This is a genomic window from Bradyrhizobium diazoefficiens, from assembly GCF_016616235.1.
In the GTDB taxonomy this organism is placed as follows: domain Bacteria; phylum Pseudomonadota; class Alphaproteobacteria; order Rhizobiales; family Xanthobacteraceae; genus Bradyrhizobium; species Bradyrhizobium diazoefficiens_H.
On sequence record NZ_CP067100.1, the window covers coordinates 1,285,409 to 1,306,329 of the forward strand.

20 protein-coding genes are annotated in these 20,921 nt (G+C 63.8%); 15 read left to right on the forward strand and 5 right to left on the reverse strand.

Features of this window, described 5'->3' with window-relative positions; all coding sequences use genetic code 11:
- Window positions 1-55: 55 nt before the first annotated feature.
- The 5 genes from JJB99_RS06060 to JJB99_RS06080 all read left to right on the forward strand — a co-directional run bounded on the left by JJB99_RS06060 (window position 56) and on the right by JJB99_RS06080 (window position 3,278).
- Window positions 56-229 (forward strand): hypothetical protein, encoded by a 174-nt coding sequence (locus tag JJB99_RS06060; RefSeq protein WP_200497901.1) that lies wholly within the window; start codon window positions 56-58, stop codon window positions 227-229.
- 151 nt (window positions 230-380) lie between these two features.
- Window positions 381-1,442 (forward strand): amidohydrolase family protein, encoded by a 1,062-nt coding sequence (locus JJB99_RS06065; RefSeq protein ID WP_200497903.1) that lies wholly within the window; start codon window positions 381-383, stop codon window positions 1,440-1,442.
- 14 nt (window positions 1,443-1,456) lie between these two features.
- Complete coding sequence (locus JJB99_RS06070; RefSeq protein ID WP_200497905.1) at window positions 1,457-2,569, forward strand: amidohydrolase family protein; 1,113 nt, start codon at window positions 1,457-1,459, stop codon at window positions 2,567-2,569.
- A gap of 15 nt (window positions 2,570-2,584) precedes the next feature.
- The gene (locus JJB99_RS06075) at window positions 2,585-2,998 is read left to right on the forward strand and encodes a Rieske (2Fe-2S) protein (protein ID WP_200497906.1); all 414 of its coding nucleotides are present in this window, start codon (window positions 2,585-2,587) and stop codon (window positions 2,996-2,998) included.
- Between the two features lie 73 nt (window positions 2,999-3,071).
- Window positions 3,072-3,278 (forward strand): hypothetical protein, encoded by a 207-nt coding sequence (locus JJB99_RS06080; RefSeq protein ID WP_200497907.1) that lies wholly within the window; start codon window positions 3,072-3,074, stop codon window positions 3,276-3,278.
- 35 nt (window positions 3,279-3,313) lie between these two features.
- Here the strand turns inward: JJB99_RS06080 and JJB99_RS06085 are convergent, their stop codons facing one another.
- Window positions 3,314-4,159, reverse strand: a complete 846-nt coding sequence (locus JJB99_RS06085; protein WP_200497908.1) for an SDR family NAD(P)-dependent oxidoreductase — start codon at window positions 4,157-4,159, stop codon at window positions 3,314-3,316.
- A 183-nt stretch (window positions 4,160-4,342) separates the two neighbouring features.
- Here JJB99_RS06085 and JJB99_RS06090 point away from each other — a divergent pair, with 183 nt between their 5' ends.
- The 4 genes from JJB99_RS06090 (at window position 4,343) to JJB99_RS06105 (ending at window position 9,732) form a co-directional block, all read left to right on the forward strand.
- Complete coding sequence (locus tag JJB99_RS06090) at window positions 4,343-5,839, forward strand: aldehyde dehydrogenase family protein (RefSeq protein ID WP_200497909.1); 1,497 nt, start codon at window positions 4,343-4,345, stop codon at window positions 5,837-5,839.
- A 246-nt stretch (window positions 5,840-6,085) separates the two neighbouring features.
- Window positions 6,086-7,213 (forward strand): alkene reductase, encoded by a 1,128-nt coding sequence (locus JJB99_RS06095; protein WP_200497910.1) that lies wholly within the window; start codon window positions 6,086-6,088, stop codon window positions 7,211-7,213.
- A gap of 245 nt (window positions 7,214-7,458) precedes the next feature.
- On the forward strand, window positions 7,459-7,962 hold the full coding sequence (locus JJB99_RS06100; protein ID WP_200497911.1) for a GFA family protein: 504 nt from the start codon (window positions 7,459-7,461) through the stop codon (window positions 7,960-7,962).
- A 108-nt stretch (window positions 7,963-8,070) separates the two neighbouring features.
- Complete coding sequence (locus JJB99_RS06105) at window positions 8,071-9,732, forward strand: thiamine pyrophosphate-binding protein (protein ID WP_200497912.1); 1,662 nt, start codon at window positions 8,071-8,073, stop codon at window positions 9,730-9,732.
- A gap of 146 nt (window positions 9,733-9,878) precedes the next feature.
- Here JJB99_RS06105 and JJB99_RS06110 read toward each other — a convergent pair whose 3' ends face one another.
- Entirely contained in the window at window positions 9,879-11,258 is a 1,380-nt protein-coding gene (locus JJB99_RS06110) for an LLM class flavin-dependent oxidoreductase (RefSeq protein WP_200497914.1), read from the reverse strand.
- A 241-nt stretch (window positions 11,259-11,499) separates the two neighbouring features.
- Between JJB99_RS06110 and JJB99_RS06115 the strand changes: the two genes are divergently transcribed.
- The 6 genes from JJB99_RS06115 to JJB99_RS06140 all read left to right on the forward strand — a co-directional run bounded on the left by JJB99_RS06115 (window position 11,500) and on the right by JJB99_RS06140 (window position 17,233).
- Window positions 11,500-12,885, forward strand: coding sequence for a M20 family metallopeptidase (locus JJB99_RS06115; RefSeq protein WP_200497916.1), 1,386 nt, complete (start codon window positions 11,500-11,502; stop codon window positions 12,883-12,885).
- Between the two features lie 99 nt (window positions 12,886-12,984).
- Window positions 12,985-13,896: an amino acid ABC transporter substrate-binding protein gene (locus JJB99_RS06120; RefSeq protein ID WP_200497918.1), complete on the forward strand. Its 912-nt coding sequence runs from the start codon at window positions 12,985-12,987 to the stop codon at window positions 13,894-13,896.
- Between the two features lie 116 nt (window positions 13,897-14,012).
- A complete protein-coding gene (locus JJB99_RS06125) occupies window positions 14,013-14,744 on the forward strand; it encodes an amino acid ABC transporter permease (protein ID WP_200497920.1) in 732 nt (243 codons plus the stop codon).
- A gap of 4 nt (window positions 14,745-14,748) precedes the next feature.
- The gene (locus JJB99_RS06130) at window positions 14,749-15,441 is read left to right on the forward strand and encodes an amino acid ABC transporter permease (protein WP_200497922.1); all 693 of its coding nucleotides are present in this window, start codon (window positions 14,749-14,751) and stop codon (window positions 15,439-15,441) included.
- A 12-nt stretch (window positions 15,442-15,453) separates the two neighbouring features.
- Complete coding sequence (locus JJB99_RS06135) at window positions 15,454-16,185, forward strand: amino acid ABC transporter ATP-binding protein (protein ID WP_200497924.1); 732 nt, start codon at window positions 15,454-15,456, stop codon at window positions 16,183-16,185.
- A gap of 187 nt (window positions 16,186-16,372) precedes the next feature.
- On the forward strand, window positions 16,373-17,233 hold the full coding sequence (locus tag JJB99_RS06140) for a D-amino-acid transaminase (protein WP_200497926.1): 861 nt from the start codon (window positions 16,373-16,375) through the stop codon (window positions 17,231-17,233).
- A 269-nt stretch (window positions 17,234-17,502) separates the two neighbouring features.
- Here the strand turns inward: JJB99_RS06140 and JJB99_RS06145 are convergent, their stop codons facing one another.
- From JJB99_RS06145 to JJB99_RS06155, 3 genes are all read right to left on the reverse strand, one after another.
- Complete coding sequence (locus JJB99_RS06145; RefSeq protein ID WP_200497928.1) at window positions 17,503-17,964, reverse strand: carboxymuconolactone decarboxylase family protein; 462 nt, start codon at window positions 17,962-17,964, stop codon at window positions 17,503-17,505.
- Window positions 17,965-17,991: 27 nt separating this feature from the next.
- On the reverse strand, window positions 17,992-19,611 hold the full coding sequence (locus JJB99_RS06150; protein ID WP_200497930.1) for an MDR family MFS transporter: 1,620 nt from the start codon (window positions 19,609-19,611) through the stop codon (window positions 17,992-17,994).
- Window positions 19,612-19,726: 115 nt separating this feature from the next.
- On the reverse strand, window positions 19,727-20,908 hold the full coding sequence (locus JJB99_RS06155; protein ID WP_200497931.1) for an HlyD family secretion protein: 1,182 nt from the start codon (window positions 20,906-20,908) through the stop codon (window positions 19,727-19,729).
- Window positions 20,909-20,921: the final 13 nt, after the last annotated feature.

The window sequence follows — 20,921 nt, forward strand, 5'->3', positions numbered from 1 at the left end:
ACGCACTGTGGGGGCATCCGCCGGATGATCCGGCTGTGGAGCGGCTGGTCTCGCTATGGTCGCGGCCAACGCGCCGCACCTCGTCGTACTCTCGTCCGATCCGGTCGATATCCTCGCGCCCGCGGTTCCCATGGCCTCGGCCGATCCCGCCACCGAGACCGCGATCGCGCTGGTGCAGCGCATCCTCATCATGGCGGATGATGCCGCGCCTCGCGCGATGACGGCCTGATCTGATACCGCGCCTGCGAAATGCAACCGAGCCATGACGGATCGCGCGGGGATGCGCCCTTGCGCGCTGAAGCGGGCAGGGGCACTCTGCACACGCGGCGCACAAGAAGGCCGCCAATAAGACGTTTACAAAATCTTGGCGAGGAAGCCCCATGGCGGTGACGCGGATCGACTGCGACATCCACCCGGCGGTTGGTGGCACGCGCACGACGCTGTTGCCCTATCTCAGCGATCACTGGAAGGAGCAGGTGGTGAGCCGCGCCATCGACGGGCTCGATCTCACCTCCTATCCGCCGAGCATGCCGCTGACCGGCCGCGCCGACTGGCGGCCGGCCAACGGCGCCAAGCCGGGCTCCGACCTTGCGATGGTGCAGAAGGGCGCGTTCGAGCAACTCGGCGCCAGCCACGGCATCCTCAATGTTCTCTACGGCGCACAGGCCGTGTTCGATGCCTACATGGCGGCCGATTTCTGCAAGGCCATCAATGACTGGATCGCGGCCGAATGGCTATCGCGCGAGCCGCGCCTCCACGCCTCCATTGTGGTTCCGATGCAGGACCCCGATCTCGCCATCGAAGAGATCGAGCGCCGCGCCGGGGACAACCGCTTCGTTTCCATCCTGTTGCTGGCGCAGGGCGAGACGCTGCTGGGCCGCCGGCATTTCTGGCCGGTGTACCGGCTCGCGGAAAAACATCAGCTGCCGCTCGCGATCCACGCCGGCACGCAATATCGCCAGGCGCCGAGCTCGGCCGGCTGGCCCTCACATCGCTACGAATATTACTTCGTCGAGGCGCAGGCGTTTCAGGCGCAGATTTTGAGCCTGATCTACGAAGGCGTGTTCGGCAAGTTTCCGAACCTGAAGGTCGTGCTGATGGAGAGCGGCGTGAGCTGGCTGCCGGCCTTCATGTGGCGCGCCAACAAGACCTGGCGCGGCGTCCGCGTCGAAGTGCCCTGGGTCGAGCGCGAGCCGGCCGCGATCATCCGCAACAATTTTCGCGTCACGATGCAGCCGTTCGATGCACCTGGCGACACGAAAAGCGTCGAGGAGATCATCGATCAGATCGGCTCCGAGAAGATGTTCCTGTTCGCGTCCGACTATCCGCACTGGCAGTTCGACGGCGATGACCCGATCCCGCCGAACCTGCCCAAGAGCATCATCGCGAAGATGTGCGTCGACAATCCGCTGGAGACGTTTCCGCGGTTGTCGATCAGTTGAACTTGGAGGTTCGCATGAGCGAGGTCATCGATCGTCCACTTCTTGAAGAAGAAAAGACTGCAACGACGCGGCTGCGCATCGTCGATTGCGACGTGCATCCGAGCCTGAGATCGACGGACGATCTCAACGAGTTCCTGCCGAAACGCTGGCAGCAGCACTTGAGGGAGTATGGCAGCCATCTGCGCACGCCGTATCTGTTCACGACACCCTATCCACGCTCATCTCCGCTGATCGCGCGGCGTGACGCCTGGCCGCCGACGGGTGGGGTGCCGGGGTCCGATCTCGCCTTCATGCAGAAGCAGCATCTCGATCCGCTGGACGTCGAGTTCGGCATCCTGCAGGTACTCGATCTCTTCATCTTCTCGCAGCAGAATCTGGAATTCGGCGCCGCGATCCAGCGCGCCATCAACGATTGGCAGCTGGCGTTCTGGTCGCACCGCGATCCGCGGCTGAAGGCCTCGATCCTGGTCGGGCAGGACGGGGTGGACCTTGCCATTGCCGAGATCGAGCGCTGCGCGAAAATCGGGGAATACATCCAGATCAACGTCTCGCCGCGCGCGAATGAGCCGCTTGGCCGCCGCCGCTATTGGCCTATCTACGAGCGGGCGCAGGAGCTGGACCTGCCGCTCGGCATCCACGTCGGCGGCTATGGCGGGCATCCGCCGACCGGCGGCGGCTGGCCGTCCTATTACGTCGAGGAGCATCAGTCGAACGCGCACACGATTGCGGCGCAGCTTGCCAGCCTCGTCATCGAGGGCGTGCCGGAGCGGTTTCCAAGGCTGAAGATCGTCTTCATCGAAGGCGGGTTCGGCTGGATACCGTCGGCAGTGTGGCGGATGGACCAGCATTTCGAGCGCTTCCGCAGCGAGGTGCCGCATCTCAAGCGCAAGCCGTCGGAATATGTCCGCGAAAACTTCTGGTTCACGACGCAGCCGATCGACGAGCCGGACGAGGCGCGGCATCTGCGCGCGCTGATCGAATGGGTCGGTATCGACCGCCTGTTGTTCTCGTCGGACTATCCGCACTGGGATTTCGACGATCCGCGCTTCGCCTTCAAGACGCCGCTCACCGAAGCTGAGCGGAGGAAGATCTTCAGCACCAATGCCCGCGCGGTCTACAAGTTCTGAGGGTTTTGAACGGATATGGCCCGTCACATTGTCGCGTCCACCTCGGAGATCCCGCCTGGCGGCAACAAGGTCGTTGATGTCGCCGGTCGCGACATCGTCGTGTTCCACGTCAACGGTGAGTTCTTTGCGCTCTTGAACCGGTGCCCGCACGAGGGCGCGCCGCTGGAGAAGGCGGCCTGCGTCGCACGCCTGACATCGCCCGAGCCCGGTGTCTATGAGCGCTCGCGGGTCGGCGAGATGCTGCGCTGTCCCTGGCATGGCTGGGAGTTCGACATGCGCAACGGCCAATCGTGGTTCGATCCGAAACGCGTCAAGATCCGGTCATATCCGGTCGCGGTGGAGCGTGGCGACGAATTGGAGAAGGGCCCGTATGTGGCCGAGACGTTCCCGGTGCACGTCGAAGACAGTTACGTGATTGTCGAGGTTTGAATCGGCATTGCCGATTGAGATTCCAATCTAGGTGCGATATGGCTCTCGCGCTTTCCAGAGGTGGAGATGAGCTTTGTCGAAACAATCCCTGCGTGAGGAGGCCGAGCGCCTGATCCGCGAATCGATGGAAAAGAAGGCCATCGTCGTCAAGCAGGGCACGACCCGCATCGAGGCCGCCTGCGGCAAGTGCGGCGCGCCAAACCGGGTCCAGGCGGAAAAAGGCCAGAGCCGCGTCAAGTTCGCCTGCAAGAATTGCGGACACAAGCAGGAGACGCTGTAGGCACTTCACCCTCTCCCTTGCGGGAGAGATTCCGCCTACTCCCCCTTCACGAAGCTCGCGAACGCATCCGCATAATCCGGATGCCAGCGCGACAATGGCGGGCGGTTCTCGACGATGTCTCCCGCTGCCCACAGCATGCGCTTCTCGTCGAGCGCGCGCGGCACGTCATTGTCCGGGCACAGGATGTAGAAGTCACCGGCCTCCAGCCGCGTCAGCATGAAATCCACGGTCTGCTCGGGCGTCCAGGCGCCGGCCGGCTTTTCGGTGCGGCCCTTTGCGGTCAGCCCCGTGAAGACGAAGCCGGGGATCAGGAGATGCGCGCTGATCTTGCAGTCTTTCGTATTGCGCAGCTCGTGCTGGAGCGCTTCCGTAAAGGCCTTCACGCCGGCTTTCGAGACATTGTAGGCGGGATCGCCGGGCGGCGTGGTGATGCCTTGTTTGGAGCCGGTGTTGATGATGAGCCCGGCTTTGCCGCGCGCGATCATGTTGGGCGCGAAGATGCGCGAGCCGTTGATGATGCCCCACATGTTGACGCCGATGACGCGCTGCCAATTGTCGGGTTCATCAAACAACGTGCTGCCGGGCTGGATGCCGGCATTGTTCATGAGGATGTCGGTGCCGCCAAAGCGCTCGCGCACGGCACGCTCCAGTTCCATCACGCTCTCGGCCTTGCTGACGTCGACGGCGAAGGTCATCACATGTGTGGCGGATGCGACGGATGACAGTTTTGTTGCGGATTCCGCCAGCCGAGCCTGATCCACGTCAGCGATGCACACCTTCATGCCGCCGCGCGCAAAGGCTTCTGCGGCAGCCAGTCCGATGCCGGATGCACCGCCCGTGATCACGGCAACGTTGTCCTTCACGATGACTGAATAGGGCATGGTTGGTCTCCGCAGCAGGGGCTGGACCGAGCTATAGCATAATGCAATTCGACCCTGCACAAGTCGGCATGGCAGGGCTTCGGCCCACGCCGCCTTTACGCCTCTCCGGCGCCGCTGTATCTTCTCTGACTAACGATCCCGCCCAGATCGAACCCAATCAATCACAGGACAGGGAGTGCAGCCATGGCTGTGTCGCAGGCTATTCCGATCACGCGCCATCCGTTCGCTAACGGGTCCTACAAGCAGATGCTGATCGATGGGAAGTGGGTCGATGCCGCATCGGGCAAGCGCTTCGAGACCCACAACCCCGCCACCGGCGAACTGCTCGCAACCGTCGCCGAGGGCGACAAGGAAGACATCGATCGTGCGGTCGCCGCCGCCCGGCGCGCCTTCGAGGGGCCCTGGAGCAAGGTCAAGCCGTTCGAGCGGCAGAATCTCCTGCTCAGGCTTGCCGACCTCGTCGAGAAGAATTTCGACGAATTGTCGCAGCTCGATACGCTCGACATGGGGGCGCCGCTCAGCCGCACCCGCGCCTATCGTCTGCGTGCCGTCGGCATGCTGCGCTATTACGCCGGCCAGACCACCGCGATTCATGGCGAGACCATCGAGAACTCGCTGCCCGGCGAGATCTTCTCCTATACGTTGAAGGAGCCGATCGGCGTCGTCGGCGCGATCATTCCCTGGAACGGCCCGTTGACCGCGACGATCTGGAAGATCGGTCCGGCGATCGCGACCGGCTGCACCGTCGTCCTCAAGCCTGCCGAAGAGGCGCCGCTGACCTCGCTCCGCATCGCCGAGCTGGCGATGGAGGCGGGCATTCCGCCAGGCGTCGTCAACGTCGTGCCCGGCTATGGCGACACCGCAGGTGCTGCGCTCGCCTCGCATCATGACGTCGACAAGGTCGCCTTCACCGGCTCGCACGTCACGGGACAGTCGATCATCCGCGCCTCCGCCGGCAACCTCAAACGCGTCTCGCTCGAGCTCGGCGGCAAGTCGCCGGACATCGTGTTCGCGGATGCCGATCTCGATGCCGCCGTGCCGGGCGCGGCGATGGCGGTGTTCGCCAATTCGGGCCAGATCTGCAGCGCCGGCACGCGCCTGTTCGTCGAGCAATCGATCTACGAAGAGTTCGTCGGCCGCGTCGCCGAGTTCGGCAAGAATCTCCAGGTCGGCAACGGCCTCGATCCGAACACCCAGATCGGCCCGCTGGTCTCCGAGCAGCAGCTCGAGCGCGTCACCGGTTATCTCGATATCGGCCAAAAGGAAGGCGCGCGGGCGCTCGCCGGCGGCGGCCGCGTCACCGAAGGCGCGCTGTCGAAAGGCTTCTTCGTGTCGCCGACGGTGTTCGCGGGCGTCCAGGACAACATGCGCATCGCGCAGGAGGAGATTTTTGGTCCGGTCATCTCCGCGATCGCGTTCAAGGATATGGACGAGCTGGTCAAGCGCGCCAACAACACCACGTTCGGTCTCGGCTCCGGCCTGTGGACGCGCGACGTCAGCAAGGCGCATGCGGTTGCGAAGCGCCTGCGCGCCGGCTCGGTGTGGGTGAACTGCTACCAGGCGATGGACCCGGCCGTACCGTTCGGCGGCTACAAGATGAGCGGCTACGGCCGCGAGTCCGGCAAGCAGCACGTCGAGGAGTATCTCAACGTTAAGGCTGTCTGGATCAAGACGGGCTAGGTCGTTCGCCTCTCCCCGCACGCGGGGAGAGGCCGACGCGCGCCGAGCGATGCGAAGCATCGTCCGGAGCGCGGCGGATGAGGGGGAGGGGGCTCTCCGCGAGTCCGTCTCTCACCGTGATTGCCGAGGCGGCCCCTCCTCCAACCCTCTCCCCGTAAGGATGGGGAGAGGGAGATTAGGCAGCACCTTTCATCTCGTCATTCTCCCTTATATGATCCGCATCCTTCATAGCCATTCGGGGCCCACATGAAATTCGAGGCGTTGTTTAGACCGTTGCAGGTCGGTCCGTACAAGCTTGCGCATCGCGTCGCGATGGCGCCGCTGACGCGCATGCGCGCCGAGCGCGAAAGCTTTTCGCCGCGGCCGCTCAACGCCGAATATTACGGCCAGCGCGCCACGCCAGGCGGCCTGATCATCGCCGAGGCTTCTCCCGTGCTCTCGCACGGCCGCGGCAACCCGGCGACGCCCGGCATCTATTCAGAGGCGCAAGTGGCTGGCTGGCGCAAGGTGACCGATGCCGTGCATGCCAAGGGCGGCATCATCTTCCTCCAGCTCTGGCATGTCGGCCGCGTCTCGCATTCGTCCTATCATGGCGGCCAGCTGCCGGTGTCGGCCTCGGCGATCGCGATCAAGGCCGAAGGCATGAAGGCGATGACGGCCGACGGCAAGATCGCCGATTACGAGACGCCGCGCGCGCTGGAGACCGAGGAGGTCAAGGGCATCGTCGAGGCGTTCCGGCAGGGCGCGAAGAACGCGCTCGCCGCCGGTTTCGATGGCGTCGAGATTCACGGCGCCAACGGTTATCTGCTCGAGCAGTTTTTGCAGTCGCGCAGCAACCAGCGCACTGATCAATATGGCGGCTCGATCGAGAATCGCGCAAGGCTTCTGCTCGAAGTGACGCAAGCCGCGATCGACGTCTGGGGTGGGAACCGCGTCGGCGTGCGGCTGTCGCCGCACGGTATCGCCAACGATTCCGGCGAGCCAGATCCGATGCCGCTCTACACCCACGTCGTGAAGGCGCTCGACAAGCTCGGCCTGGCCTATCTCCATTTCATCGAGCCGCGCTCCAGCGGCGCCGGCCGCGCCGACGTCCACTGGGAGAACGTGCCCTCCGCGATGGTGCTGTTCCGCCCGCACTACGGCGGCGTGCTGATGTCGGCCGGCGGCTTCACCGGCGAGACCGCGAATGCGGCGATCGCCGAGGGACATGCCGACATCATCGCCTTCGGCCGCATCTTCATCTCCAACCCCGATCTGCCGCGGCGCCTGGAGCGCGGTTACCCGATCACCCCCTACAATCGCGCGACGTTCTATGGTGGCGAGGAGAAGGGGTATACCGACTACCCGACTTATGACGAGCTGACGCCGGCGTAAGCTCCTCCTCCGTCATTCCAGGGCGATGCGAAGCATCGATCCCGGAATCCATTCCGCCTCCTGGTATGCGGCTAGATGGACTCCGGGCTCGCGACTTAGTCGCGCCCCGGAATGACCGGCTTGATTTGTTGCGCGACTGCCAACACAATTTCCGTCATTGCGAGCGCAGCGAAGCTATCCAGAGTCTTTCCGCAGAAGCAGTCTGGATTGCTTCGCTGCGCTCGCAATGACGATGAGGAAGCACCATGACCAAAGCCGCAGCCGCCGCAGGGATCGCCACCGGCCAATGCCTGTGCGGCAAGGTCACCTTCGAGATCGACGTGCCAGCACGGTGGGCTTGGCACGATCACTCCGTCAGCAGCCGCCGCGCGCATGGCGCCGCCTACGCGACCTATGTCGGCAGCTGGAAGAAGCGTTTTCGCATCACTTCCGGCAAGACCGCGCTCACCCGCTACGAGCACAAGGCGACGAAAACCGCGCGCAGCTTCTGCTCGCATTGCGGCACGCCGATCGCCTATGAGCGCCCGCGCGGGCCGCACATGGTCAACATCCCCCGCGCGCTGTTCAAAGAGCGCACCGGCCGCCAGCCGCTCTATCACATCGCCATCGAGGAGCTGCAGGAATGGGCCTATACAGGCGAGCCGCTGGTGCCGCTGAAGGGTTTTCCAGGCGTCGTCTGGCAGCGCTCGAAAAAGAAGAAGCGCGCGGGCGGTGAAGATCCGTTCGAATTGGGTCGGGAGGAGATGTAGCGCTGCGCTCCCGCGCAACGCAGCCATGACCGCGCTTCCTTGCGCGCATCCCGTGACTTCGGCCATCATGTCCCTGTCCTTGCGGCAATGTCCGCTCCTGGAGGAAACATGAAGAACAAGATCACCGGCCGTTCCGCCTTTCTCGCGCTGCTCAAGGACGAGGGCATCACGCATTTGTTCGGCAATCCCGGCACCACCGAGCTGCCGATCATGCATGCGCTGAAGGACCATCCTGACCTCACTTATGTGATGGCGATGCAGGAGAGCCTGGTGGTGGCGATCGCCGACGGCTACAGCCGCGCCTCGGGAAAACTGGTCGCCTGCAATGTCCATGTCGCGCCCGGCCTCGGCAACGCCATGGGCTCGCTCTACAACGCCCAGTTCACGGGCACGCCGATGATCCTGACCGCCGGCCAGCAGGAGCAGGGCCACGGCCTGATGGAGCCGGTGCTCTATGGCCCGCTGGTGCGCATGGCCGAGCCGCTGGTGAAATGGGCGGTCGAGGTGACGCGGCTAGAGGATCTGCCGCGCATCGTGCGCCGCGCCGCCAAGGTGGCGATGACGCCGCCGACCGGGCCGGTGTTCATCTCACTGCCCGGCGACATTCTCAACAGCGAAGCGGGCATCGATCTAGGCCGCTCCACGCGTATCGATGCGCGCACAAGACCGTCGGATGAAGCACTCAGGGCTTTTGCCGCGCGCCTACTGAAGGCCGAACGTCCTGTCGTCGTCACCATGGATGAGGTGGTCAAGAGCGATGCGCTGAAGGAAGCCGCCGAACTCGCCGAGCTGCTCGGCGCCGCGGCCTACCAGTCCTCGACGCCCTATGGCGCGCATTTCCTCTCGGAGAGCCCAAGCTTCATGGGCACGCTGGCGCGGGTGCAGAAGGCCGCGCGCGATACATTGGCGTCCTACGATCTGCTGATCGCGCTCGGCGGCGATCCCTTGCGGATGTCCGTCTACAGCGAGGTCGATGCGCTGCCGGACGGCCTTGCGATCGTACAGATCGGCCTGGCCGACTGGGAAATGGCCAAGAATTACGGCGCCGAGATCGCGCTGAAGGCGGACGTGAAGGAGACGCTGCGCGCGGTGATCCCGGTGCTGAAGGAGATGGGCGGCGCGGCGCTCGCAAGCCGCTCCAAGCAGCGCCTTGCCGAGCTTGCGCCGAAGAACTGGAGCGCCCGCCGCGCCGCTTTGGTCGAGCAGATCGGTAAGAGCGCCGGCCGTATGCCGATCGATCCAGATTTCCTGGTGTTGCAAATGGTCGAGGCGATGCCCGACCACGCGATCCTCGTCGACGAAGGCCTCACCTCCAGCCGCCAGATCACGGCGCTGCGTCCGCACCGCCACCGCTATGGCTATCACGGCCTTGCCTCGGGCGGTATCGGCTGGGGGCTGCCGGCGTCGGTCGGCGCCAGCATCGCCAATCCGGATAGCCCGGTCGTGTGCTTCTCCGGCGACGGCAGCGCGATGTATTCGATCCAGTCGCTGTGGACGGCGGCTCACCACAAGCTCCCGCTCAACGTCGTCATCGCCAACAATGGCGGCTACCGCATCATCAAGCAGCGCCTGCTCGCGTTTCACGGCGATGACAATTATGTCGGCATGGATTTTGTCGATCCACCGGTGGATTTTGCGGGCGTGGCAAAAGCGCTCGGCTGCGAGGCGATCGAGCTCAGCGATCCCCGCGAGCTGAAAGCGGCGCTGTCGTCGGCGTTCGGCCGGCCGGGGACGAAGCTGATCGAGGTGATGGTGGACGGGAGAGTCTGAGACGCGATCGAGTCTCCGCACGCGCGGTGTCATCCCCCGGCTTCGACCGGGCGATCCAGTATCCAGAGACGGCTGCTATCTACGGGAAAGCCGCGGCGTACTGGATTCCCCGCTTCGCGGGGAATGACAGCGAGCGCTAAGGAGCGCTACCCCTTCTTCCCCACCCGATATCCCGCCGCCGGATGTGGCGCGTCGAGCCGAGCGCGACCCGTGCCAAACAGCTTCTCCCGCAGCGAGCCCTGTGCGTATTCCGCCTTGTACCGCCCGCGCTTGGTCAGCTGCGGCACCAGCATATCGGCGATGTCCTCGAAATCGCCGGGCGAGATCGCAAACGCAATGTTGAGGCCGTCGACATCCGTCTTCTCGAACCAATCCTCGATCTTGTCTGCGACGCTTTCCGGCGTGCCGACCACGACCGGGCCGGCGCCGCCGATGCCGACATGCTCGATGACGTCGCGCACGGTCCAGACGCGATCGGGGTCGCCGCGCGTGACGTTGTCGAGCGCGCTGCGGCCGGCATCGTTCTGGACGTGGCGGACCTGCTGGTCGAGTTCATAGCCGGAGAAGTCGATGCCGGTCCATCCCGACATCAGGGCCAGCGCGCCTTCCGGGTTGATGTGCGACCGATAGTCGGCGTATTTCTCTTTCGCTTCAGTCTCGGTATTGCCGAGGATGATTGTCATCATCGAGAACATCAGGATCTCGGCAGGGTTGCGGCCGAGCGCAGCGGCCTCTTGCCGGATCGCGGCAACGCGCGGCGCGATGATCTTGGCCGATGGCCCCGACATGAACACGCATTCGGCGTGCTTGGCCGCGAATTGCCGGCCGCGCGGCGAGGTGCCGGCCTGGTAGAGCACGGGCGTGCGCTGCGGCGACGGCTCGCTGAGATGAATGGTATTGTTGATGCGGTAGTTCGCGCTTTCGTGGTTGATGCGATGCACTTTTGAGGGATCGGTGAAGATGCCGCGCTTGCGGTCCCGCAGCACGGCGTCGTCCTCCCAGCTTCCCTCCCAGAGTTTGTAGACGACCTCCATATATTCATCCGCAATGTCGTAGCGGTCGTCGTGCCCGGTCTGCCTGTCCTTGCCGGCGCCGCGCGCGGCGCTGTCGAGATAGCCGGTGACGACGTTCCAACCGATCCGGCCCTCGGTGAGATGATCGAGCGTCGACATCCGCCGCGCGAACGGGTAGGGCGGCTCGAACGACAGATTGCTGGTGACGCCGAAACCGAGATTTTGCGTCACCGCCGCCATCGCCGAGAGCAGCAGCAGCGGCTCGTTCGACGGCGTTTGTGCTGCATTGCGCAAGGCTGCGTCAGGACTGTTGCCATAGACGTCATAGACGCCGAGCACGTCGGCGAGGAACAGCCCGTCGAAACGGCCGCGCTCGAGCGTTTTGGCGAGGTCGATCCAGTAGGGCAGGCGGTTATAGTCAGCGGTGCGGTCGCGCGGATGGGTCCACAGGCCCGGTGATTGGTGTGCGACGCAGTTCATCGCAAAGGCGTTGAGCCTGATCTGTTTGGCCATGATCGTCCCCGGCGCTCTGTACTGAGCGCTCTTCGAATGATAGATGTGCGCCCCAACCTGGCGAAGTTCTTGCATATGCTTCGATGTTGGCAAGGCCAAAATCAGCGGCGCAGCCTCGCTTGGCAAGGCAATCTCAAGAGAGCAAGAACGAAATCCACCAAGAGCTAACCAAATCCCCGCCTCTTCGACGGCCAGTGTAGCCCGCCAGGTTCGCCTCGTCGAAACCTTGAAAACGAAAGCAATGACCAGAGCCGACGCCATCGCCCGCGCCCGGGACGACTTCAAATCCGGCGCCTTCCTCGCCGAGCTCGACCGCCGCGTCGGCTTCAAGACCGAGAGCCAGAATGCCTCGCGTGGCCCCGAACTGCGCGCCTATCTGGAACAGGAGATGATGCCTTCTTTCGCCGCGCTCGACTTTACGAGCCGCCTGGTCGAATCTCCGAGCGGCAAAGCGCCGTTCCTGTTCGCCGAGCATCACGAGAGCGCAACGGCGCCGACCGTGCTGATCTACGGCCACGGCGACGTCGTCGACGGCATGGAAGGCGAGTGGCGCGAGGGGCGCGATCCCTGGCGCACGACGGTTGCGGGTGCGCGGCTCTACGGCCGCGGCACCGCCGACAACAAGGGCCAACACAGCATCAACATGGCGGCGCTGCGCGCAGTGCGCGAGGCTCGCGGCGGCAAGCTCGGCTTCAACGCCAAATTCATCGTCGAGATGGGCGAGGAGATCGGCTCGCCTGATTTAGGCAAAGTCTGCGACCTCAACCGCGAGACGCTCAAGGCCGACCTGTTCATGGCCTCCGACGGGCCGCGCCTGTCGGCCGACCGCCCCACGCTGTTCCTGGGATGCCGCGGCGGCATCCGCATTCATCTCGACGTGAATTTGCGCGACGGCGGGCATCATTCCGGCAATTGGGGCGGTGTGCTCGCCAACCCCGCGACCATCCTGGTCAACGCGATCTCCTCGCTGGTCGACGGCCACGGCCGTCTCCAGCTCGACGCCCTGAAGCCGCCACGGCTCACCAACCAGATCCGCTCCTATCTCGCCGACGTGCAGGTGATCCCGACAGAGGACGAGCCGGCGCTGGCGGAAAACTGGGGTGAGGAGGGTCTGTCGGCGGCCGAGCGGCTCTACGCTTGGAACACGCTCGAAGTGCTGGCGATGTCGTCGGGCAATATCGAGAAGCCTGCCAACGCCATTCCCGGCCATGCCAGTGCCGTACTGCAGCTGCGTTTCGTGGTGGGCACGAAGATTGATGGCCTGATCGAGGCCGTCCGCGCTCATCTGGTTCAGAAGGGCTTTCCGATGGTCGAGGTGCGGGCGGCGCAGAGCTTTGCCGCCTCGCGCACCGATTTTGACAGCCCCTGGATCAAATGGGCGGCGGATTCGGTGCAAGAGACCACCGGCAAGGCGCCGGCGGTGCTGCCGAATTTCGGCGGCTCGCTGCCCAATGACGTGTTTTCCGAGATTCTCGGCCTGCCGACGATCTGGGTCCCGCACTCCTATCCCGGCTGCTCCCAGCATGCGCCCAATGAGCACATCCTGCTGCCGTTGACCGAAGAGGCCTTGACGGTGATGGCCGGGCTGTTCTGGGATCTCGGGGAATTGCCAGGACCGCTGAGCTGAGCGGTTAACCTGAGCCTCCGGTCCAGCCAAAAGTCACATTCAAATCCGGCGCGATTTGTGCTTGCATCCCGCCCGCATCATCCTGAAAGGGGATAAAAAGTGAGACATTTCCGTAGCATTGGGCTCGCGCTCGCCGCGACCTTCGCCGTCAGCCAGGCCGGGGCCCAGGAGCTGACCGGCACGCTGAAGAACATCAAGGACACCGGCGCCATCACGCTCGGCTTCCGCGACTCCTCGATTCCGTTCTCCTATCTCGACGACAACCAGAAGCCCATCGGGTTCGCGATGGACATCTGCTACAAGATCGTCGACGCGGTGAAGAAGGAGCTCAAGCTCGACAAGCTCGAGGTCAAGCTCAACCCGGTGACGTCGGCGACCCGCATCCCGCTGATGGCCAACGGCACCATCGACCTCGAATGCGGCTCGACCACCAACAACGCCGAGCGCCAGAAGCAGGTCGCCTTCACCAACACTCACTACCTGACGGCCAGCCGCTACGTCTTCAAGAAATCGAGCGGACTGAAGTCGATCGATGACCTCAAGGGTAAGACGGTGGTCTCCACCGCCGGCACCACCAACATCAAGCAGCTTACCGAAGCCAATGTCGCCAAAGGCCTTGGCGCCAACATCATTCCGGCCAAGGACCACGCCGAAGCCTTCCTGATGGTCGAGACCGACCGCGCAGTGGCCTTCGTCATGGACGACGTTCTGCTCGCGAGCCTCGTCGCCGGTTCGAAGTCGCCGGATGACTACGTCATCTCCAAGGATGCGTTCTCCAAGCCCGAGCCCTACGGCATCATGCTGCGCAAGGACGACGCGCCGTTCAAGAAGGTGGTCGATGCGGCGACCGCCGCACTCTACACCTCCGGCGAGGGCGAGAAGATCTACAACAAGTGGTTCACACAGAAGATCCCACCGAAGGGCCTCAACCTCAACACGCCGATCTCGCCCGAATTGAAGCACGAGTTCGCAAAACCTTCGGACTCGCCGAACCCGGACGACTATAAGTAGGCTATAACCTCGATCTTTCGATCGGGATCATGTCCGGCCACTCTTGACACCAGGGTGGCCGGACATTTGCATAGGCGCCGGGACATCCATAGCTGGCGCGTTCGCGCGGGGGACACGTGAACTACAACTGGAACTGGGGAATCTTTTTCCAGCCGAACCCGATGGGGACCGGCACCTATCTCGACATGTTGCTGTCGGGACTGGTGCTGACCCTCAAGACCGGGGCGCTGGCTTGGATCATCGCGCTGATCACGGGTTCGATCGTCGGCGTGATGCGGACGCTGCCGTCGAAGGGCGCAAACTGGTTCGGCTTTGCCTATGTCGAATTTTTCCGCAACATGCCGCTGCTCGTGCAGCTCTTTCTGTGGTTCTTCGTATTGCCGGAACTGCTGCCGAAAGCCGCCGGCACCTGGCTGAAGCAGCTGCCAAACGCGCCGTTCTGGACGGCGGCGATCGGCATCGGGTTCTTCATGTCGGCCCGTGTCGCCGTGCAGTTGCAGGCTGGCATCGGATCGCTGCCGCGTGGGCAAAAGATGGCCGCAACCGCGCTGGGGCTGACGACCGTGCAGGGTTATCGCTACGTGCTGCTGCCGATGGCGTTCCGCATCATCCTGCCGCCGTTGACGTCCGAGTTTCTCAACACCATCAAGAACACGGCGGTCGCCATCACCATCGGCCTGCTCGAGCTGACCGGCCAGGCCCGCTCGATGCAGGAATTCTCGTTCCAGGTGTTCGAAGCCTTCACGGCCGCGACCGTCCTCTATCTCCTCGTCAACGCCGTCGTCGTGACCGCAATGCGCTTCCTCGAGCGCTGGGTCGCGATCCCCGGCTACATCACGGGGAAATAGCGCCATGTTCGGCAATCTCGATTTCGACGTTATCCGCCGCGCGCTGCCCTATCTGTTCTACGAGGGCATGACGTTCACGCTGATGCTGACGGCGCTCGCCGCGCTCGGCGGTCTGATCTTCGGCACGGCGATTGCTCTGATGCGGCTGTCCGGCTTCAAGATCCTTGGCCGCATCGCCGGCATCTATGTCGACTTCATGCGCTCGCTGCCGCTGGTGCTGGTGATCTTCTGGTTCTACTTTCTGGTGCCCTATATCGGGCAGTGGCTGACCGGTGCCTCGCGCCCGATCAGCGTTGGCGCATTTGCATCCTCGCTCATCACCTTCATCATGTTCGAGGCGGCCTACTTCTCCGAGATCATGCGCGCCGGCATTCAGTCGATCTCGCGTGGCCAGCCCGCCGCCGCCAATGCGCTGGGCCTGACTTACGCCCAGACCATGCGTTACGTCGTGTTGCCGCAGGCCTTCCGCAACATGCTGCCGGTGCTGATCACGCAGACCATCGTGCTGTTCCAGGACACCTCGCTGGTCTACGTTCTGTCAATCACCGACTTCTTGGGCGCGGCGAGCAAGGTCGCGCAGCGCGACGGCCGTCTGGTCGAGATGTATCTGTTCGCCGCGGTCGTCTATTTCACCATTTCCTGTGTCGCGTCCTTCGGCGTGCGTCGCCTCCAGGCGCGCATCGCCATCATTCGCTAGGTCTTGCCGCCCATGATCGAAATCAGCCACGTCAACAAATGGTACACTCCGAGCTTCCAGGTGCTGACGGATTGCACCACCAGCGTCACCAAGGGTGAGGTCGTGGTGGTCTGCGGCCCCTCGGGCTCAGGCAAGTCGACGCTGATCAAATGCGTCAACGCGCTGGAGCCGTTCCAGAGCGGCGACATCCTGGTCGACGGCACCAAGGTCAACGATCCCAAGACCAATCTGCCAAAGCTGCGCTCGCGCGTCGGCATGGTGTTCCAGCACTTCGAATTGTTCCCGCACCTCAAGATCATCGACAATCTCTGCCTCTCGCAGGAGAAGGTGCTCGGCCGCTCCCACGACAAGGCAGTGGCAAAGGGCATGCAGCTGTTGGAGCGGGTCGGGTTGAAGGAGCAGGCGCAAAAGTTTCCGGCGCAGCTGTCCGGTGGCCAGCAGCAGCGCGTCGCCATTGCCCGCGCGCTCGCAATGGATCCGATCGTGATGCTGTTCGACGAGCCCACCTCGGCGCTCGATCCTGAGATGGTCAGCGAAGTGCTCGACGTCATGGTCGACCTCGCCCGCGAAGGCATGACCATGATGGTCGTGACCCACGAGATGGGCTTTGCCCGCAAGGTCGCCAACCGCGTCATCTTCATGGACCGCGGCGAGATCGTCGAGGACGCCCCGAAGGACGACTTCTTCGGCAAGCCGCGCAGCGATCGCGCGCAGAAATTCTTGTCGAAGATTCTCTCCCACTAACCGGTCGTCATCCCGGGGCGCGCGTAGGGCGAGCCCGGGATCCATCAGGCGGCGTAGGCGGGGCGAAATGGATTCCGGGCTCATTCGCTTTGCGAATGCCCCGGAATGACGGATCGAGGGTTTATCGGGCGCACCAAATCTCCTATACAGGTGGTCAAATTCCCCTTTCCCCGCCAGGAGACCCGCCTTGGACTCGATCGCCTATGTCAACGGTTCATTCGTCCCGCTTTCGGACGCCAAGGTCTCGGTCCTCGATCGCGGCTTCCTGTTTGCCGACGGGATCTACGAGGTCTCAGCCGTGCTCGACGGCAAGCTGGTCGACAACGCCTCGCATCTGGCGCGGCTGGAGCGCTCGGTCGGCGAGATCAAGCTGAAGCTACCTGAAACAGTCGAGCGCATCACCGAGCTGCAGAAAGAGCTGATCGCGCGCAATGAGGTCGTGAACGGCCTGGTCTATCTCCAGGTCACGCGCGGTGCCGACAAGGGACGCGACTTCGCCTTCCCGAAGGGCGACGTCAGGCCGAGCCTGGTGATGTTCACCTCCGAAAAGGACATCGTCAACGCCGCCTCGGCCAAGACCGGCATCAACGTGATCACCGTGCCCGACATCCGCTGGGAGCGGCGCGACATCAAGAGCGTGGCGCTGCTCGCGCAGGTGCTGGCGAAGCAGGCCGCGGCCGAAGCCGGCGCGGGCGAGGCCTGGATGCTGCAAGACGGCTACGTCACCGAGGGCGGCTCGTCCTCGGCATTCATCCTGACGAAAGATGACGTCATCGTCACCCGCAAGAACTCCAACGCGATCCTGCCCGGCTGCACTCGCAAGGCGGTGGTCGCACTCGCTGAGGAGCGCCAGCTCCGCGTCGAGGAGCGGTCCTTCACGGTTGCCGAGGCGCTCGCCGCCAAGGAGGCTTTCGCCACCTCGGCCTCATTGTTCGTGCAGCCGGTGGTCGCCATCGACGGCAAGGCGGTCGGCGACGGTAAGCCCGGGCCGGTGGCGACGCGGCTGCGCGAGATCTACGTGGAGTTCGCCAAGGCGACGGCGGTTTAGGAAGCCTTGCGAGCCGGATGGACTTTTGGTCGGCCACATATTGCCATGCCCCTCACCCGGATCGCGCCGGACGATGCTTCGCATCGCCGGGAGCGATCCGACCTCTCCCCGCAGAAGAGCGGGTAGAGGTTAAGCGCGTCCCGATGGACTTCGAACCTGAATTGCTGCTGTGAGGGATGCACCGCTCTCTCACTCCCTCGCCCCGTTCTTACGGGGAGAGGGCGGGGTGAGGGGCTGCTGCCGCGGAGGAACTGCCTATCGTGGCCAGCTCACGCCACCGACGTCTTCACCTTCACCGGATGCACCGCGCGGAACGCAATCGCCAGCCTGTTCCAGGCATTGATGGCGCCGATCAGCATGGTCAGGTTCACCGTCTCCGCCTCGGAGAATTGCGCACGGACCTGCTCATAGACATCGTCCGGCGCATGCGTCTCGGAGATCAGCGTCACGGCTTCGGTCCAGGCCAGCGCGGCGCGCTCGCGGTCGGTATAGAGCGGGGATTCGCGCCACGCGTTGAGCAGATAGATGCGCTGCTCGGTCTCGCCACGCTTGCGCGCGTCCTCGGCGTGCATGTTGATGCAGAAGGCGCAGCCGTTGATCTGCGAGGCGCGGATCTTGACGAGCTCGATCAGCGATTTTTCCAATCCTGTCGACTGGATCTGCTCTTCGAGCGCCATCAGCGCCTTCATCGTGTCGGGGGCGGCCTGGTAGAAATTCATGCGCGGTTTCATGGTCGTTCTCCTTTGGTCTAGTTGAGGTCAGTGGGCGCCGCCGGCCGAGGCATGGCCGGCTTTCTTCAGGAAGAGGACGACAATCAGGGCCACGATCAGCGCCACGCCGAGCAGATAGAAGGTGTCGCTGAAGGCGAGGATATAGGCTTGCTTCTGGACGGTATGACCGATCGCGACATAGGCTCGATGCGAGGCATCCGCACGGTCGAGCACGCCGTGATTAATGAAATACTGCGTGAGCTGTTCCAGCCGCGTGCGGGTGGCCTGTTCGAACACCGAGACGGACTGCATCAGCACGTTGGAGTGATATTGCTCGCGCTTGGTCAGCACGGTCTGCAGCAGCGCGATGCCGACGGCGCCGCCGAGGTTGCGCATCATGTTGAACAGGCCGGACGCAGAGCCCGCATTCTCAGCCTCGATGCCGGCGGTTGCCACCGCCGACAGCGGCGCCAGCACCAGCGCTTGCCCGATGGCACGGACGATATTGGGCCACAACAGTTGGTCGGAACCGTAGTCGTTCGTCATATAGATGTTCATGAAGTTGGAAGCCGCGAACAGGACGAAGCCGACACCGATGATGATCCGCGCATCGAAGCGCTGCATCAGGCGTGGTACGAGCGGGATCAGGAGCAACTGCGGCAGTCCGGTCCATGCCAGCACCATGCCGATCTGCTCGGAATTGTAACCCTGAATTCGCGACAGATATTGCGGCAGGATGAACACCGAACCATACAAGGCGACGCCGAGCAGGACGTTTGCAAGTATCCCGAAGCCAAAATTGCGGCGGACCAGCAGGCGCAGATTGAGCAGCGGCTTCTTCACCGTGAGCTCGATGATCAGGAAGGCGGCCAATGCCACGGCTGCGATGACCGATAGCTTGACGATGAAGGGCGAGCCGAACCAGTCGTCCTTGTTGCCTTCCTCCAGCACGGTCTGAAGCGCTGACAGGCCGATCGCCATGGCGATGATGCCGGCCCAATCGCCCTCGCGGAGCAGTGCGAGCTTCATCGGCCTGGCGTCGAGCGCGTACCAGAGCATGCCGACCATGATCGCGCCGGGCACGAGGTTAACGTAGAAGATGTACTGCCAGCCGAAATTCTCGGTGAGATAGCCGCCGATGGTCGGGCCGATCGCGGGGGCGAACGTCGCCGACAGCGCGAACAGCGCAAGGCCGATCGGCTGTTTTCCACGCGGCAGCAGCGTGATGATGAGTGTGAACGCCATCGGGATCAGCACGCCGCCGGTAAAGCCCTGCACCGCGCGCAGCACGATCATCTGCGGCAGGTCCTGCGCCAGCGCGCAGGCCGCCGACAGAGCCAGGAACAGGATCGCGTTGGTGAGCAGGTAGATGCGGATGGAGAACACCTGCGCAAGCCAGCCGGACAGCGGGATCACCACGATCTCCGCGATCAGATACGAGGTCGAGATCCAGCCGCCGTCGTCGATGCCGGCGCCGATTGCGCCCTGGATGTCGGCGAGCGAGGCATTGACGATCTGGATGTTCAGCACCGCCATGAAGGCGCCGAGCGTGGCGCCGATCACCGCGATCCAGGTTTTGACGGAGACGGCTGGCGTTGCGGGCGCCGCGGCCGGAGCGGGAAAGTTGGCGGAAGAAGCGGCGTTGACGGTCGGTTGAAGCGTGCTCATGGAAGCCTCGTCTCGGTCTGAGACAGGATGCATCAGGCGAATGGTTTCGATAATCGATGAAGTTCTGGAAGGATCATCCGGCAGGAGTTGTCAATTCCTGCCGGATGCGACGGACTCAGCTGCCGTTTGGACGGGCTGCATTGTCGGCGAGGCGCTTGACGGTGTCTCGCTCGGCGAGGACCGTCGCTTTGGTGTCGACGGTCGGCACCGCCGACATGCCGGGTCGCAGCAGGCCGGTCAGGCTGCGGTCGTCGAGCACGATCTTCACCGGCACGCGCTGCACGATCTTGGTGAAATTGCCGGTGGCGTTGTCAGGCGGCAGCAGCGCGAATTCCAGACCGCTCGCCGGCGACAGGCTGTCGACATGACCGTGCAGGGTCTGGCTGCGGAAACTGTCGATGCGCAGTTCGACCGGCTGGCCCGAACGCACATGCGTGAGCTGCGTCTCCTTGAAGTTCGCGACCACATAGACCGCATCGAGCGGCACCACCGCCATCAATTGCGTGCCGGCCTGCACGAACTGACCGGCGCGCAAGCTGCGGGCGCCGACGGTGCCGTCGACCGGCGCGGTGATCTCGGTATAGGACAGATTCAAGGCGGCCTGCTGCGCGACCGCGCGGGCGCGCTCGAGCTGCGCCGCGGCCTGGGCGCGCTGGGTGGTGAGCACGTCGACCTTGCGCTGCGCGGCGACGAGGCCCGATTTGGCGTGCTGCAATTGCGCGTTGCTGGCGCGCAGCGCCGCATCGGTCTGCTGTGCGCGCTGGATCGTGCCGGAGCCCGATTTCATCAGGTCGTCGTAGCGGGCGCGCTCTTCCTGCGCGAACTTCAGATTGGCGTCGGCAGCGGCGACATCAGCCGTGCTCTGCTCGATGATCGGCTGCTGCAGTTCGAGCTGCGCATCGATATTGCGCACCGAAGCTTCGCCGGCGGCGACGTCGGCGCTGGCCTGGTCGAGCGCCGCCTTGAAATCGCGGTCGTCGATCTTCGCCAGCGTTTGGCCGGCCTTGACCTTCTCGTTGTCGCCGACCAGCACCTTGGCGATGTAGCCGGACACCTTCGGCGCGACCATCGTGGAGTCGGCCTTCACGTAGGCGTCATCAGTCGTCTCGAGATAGCGGCCGTTGGTCCAGTAGTCGTGGCCATAATAGGCAATCGCTGCCGTACCCGCGAGAAGCGCGAGCATCAATGCCGCGCGCCGAACCATATTCCGCGCCGGAACACGCAGCGGCGGATCTAGGTAATCACGAGTGATTTCAGTTGCTTGCTGAAAGGTTTCGGTGCGAGGCATCTCAGTCATGGCGGACTCCTGT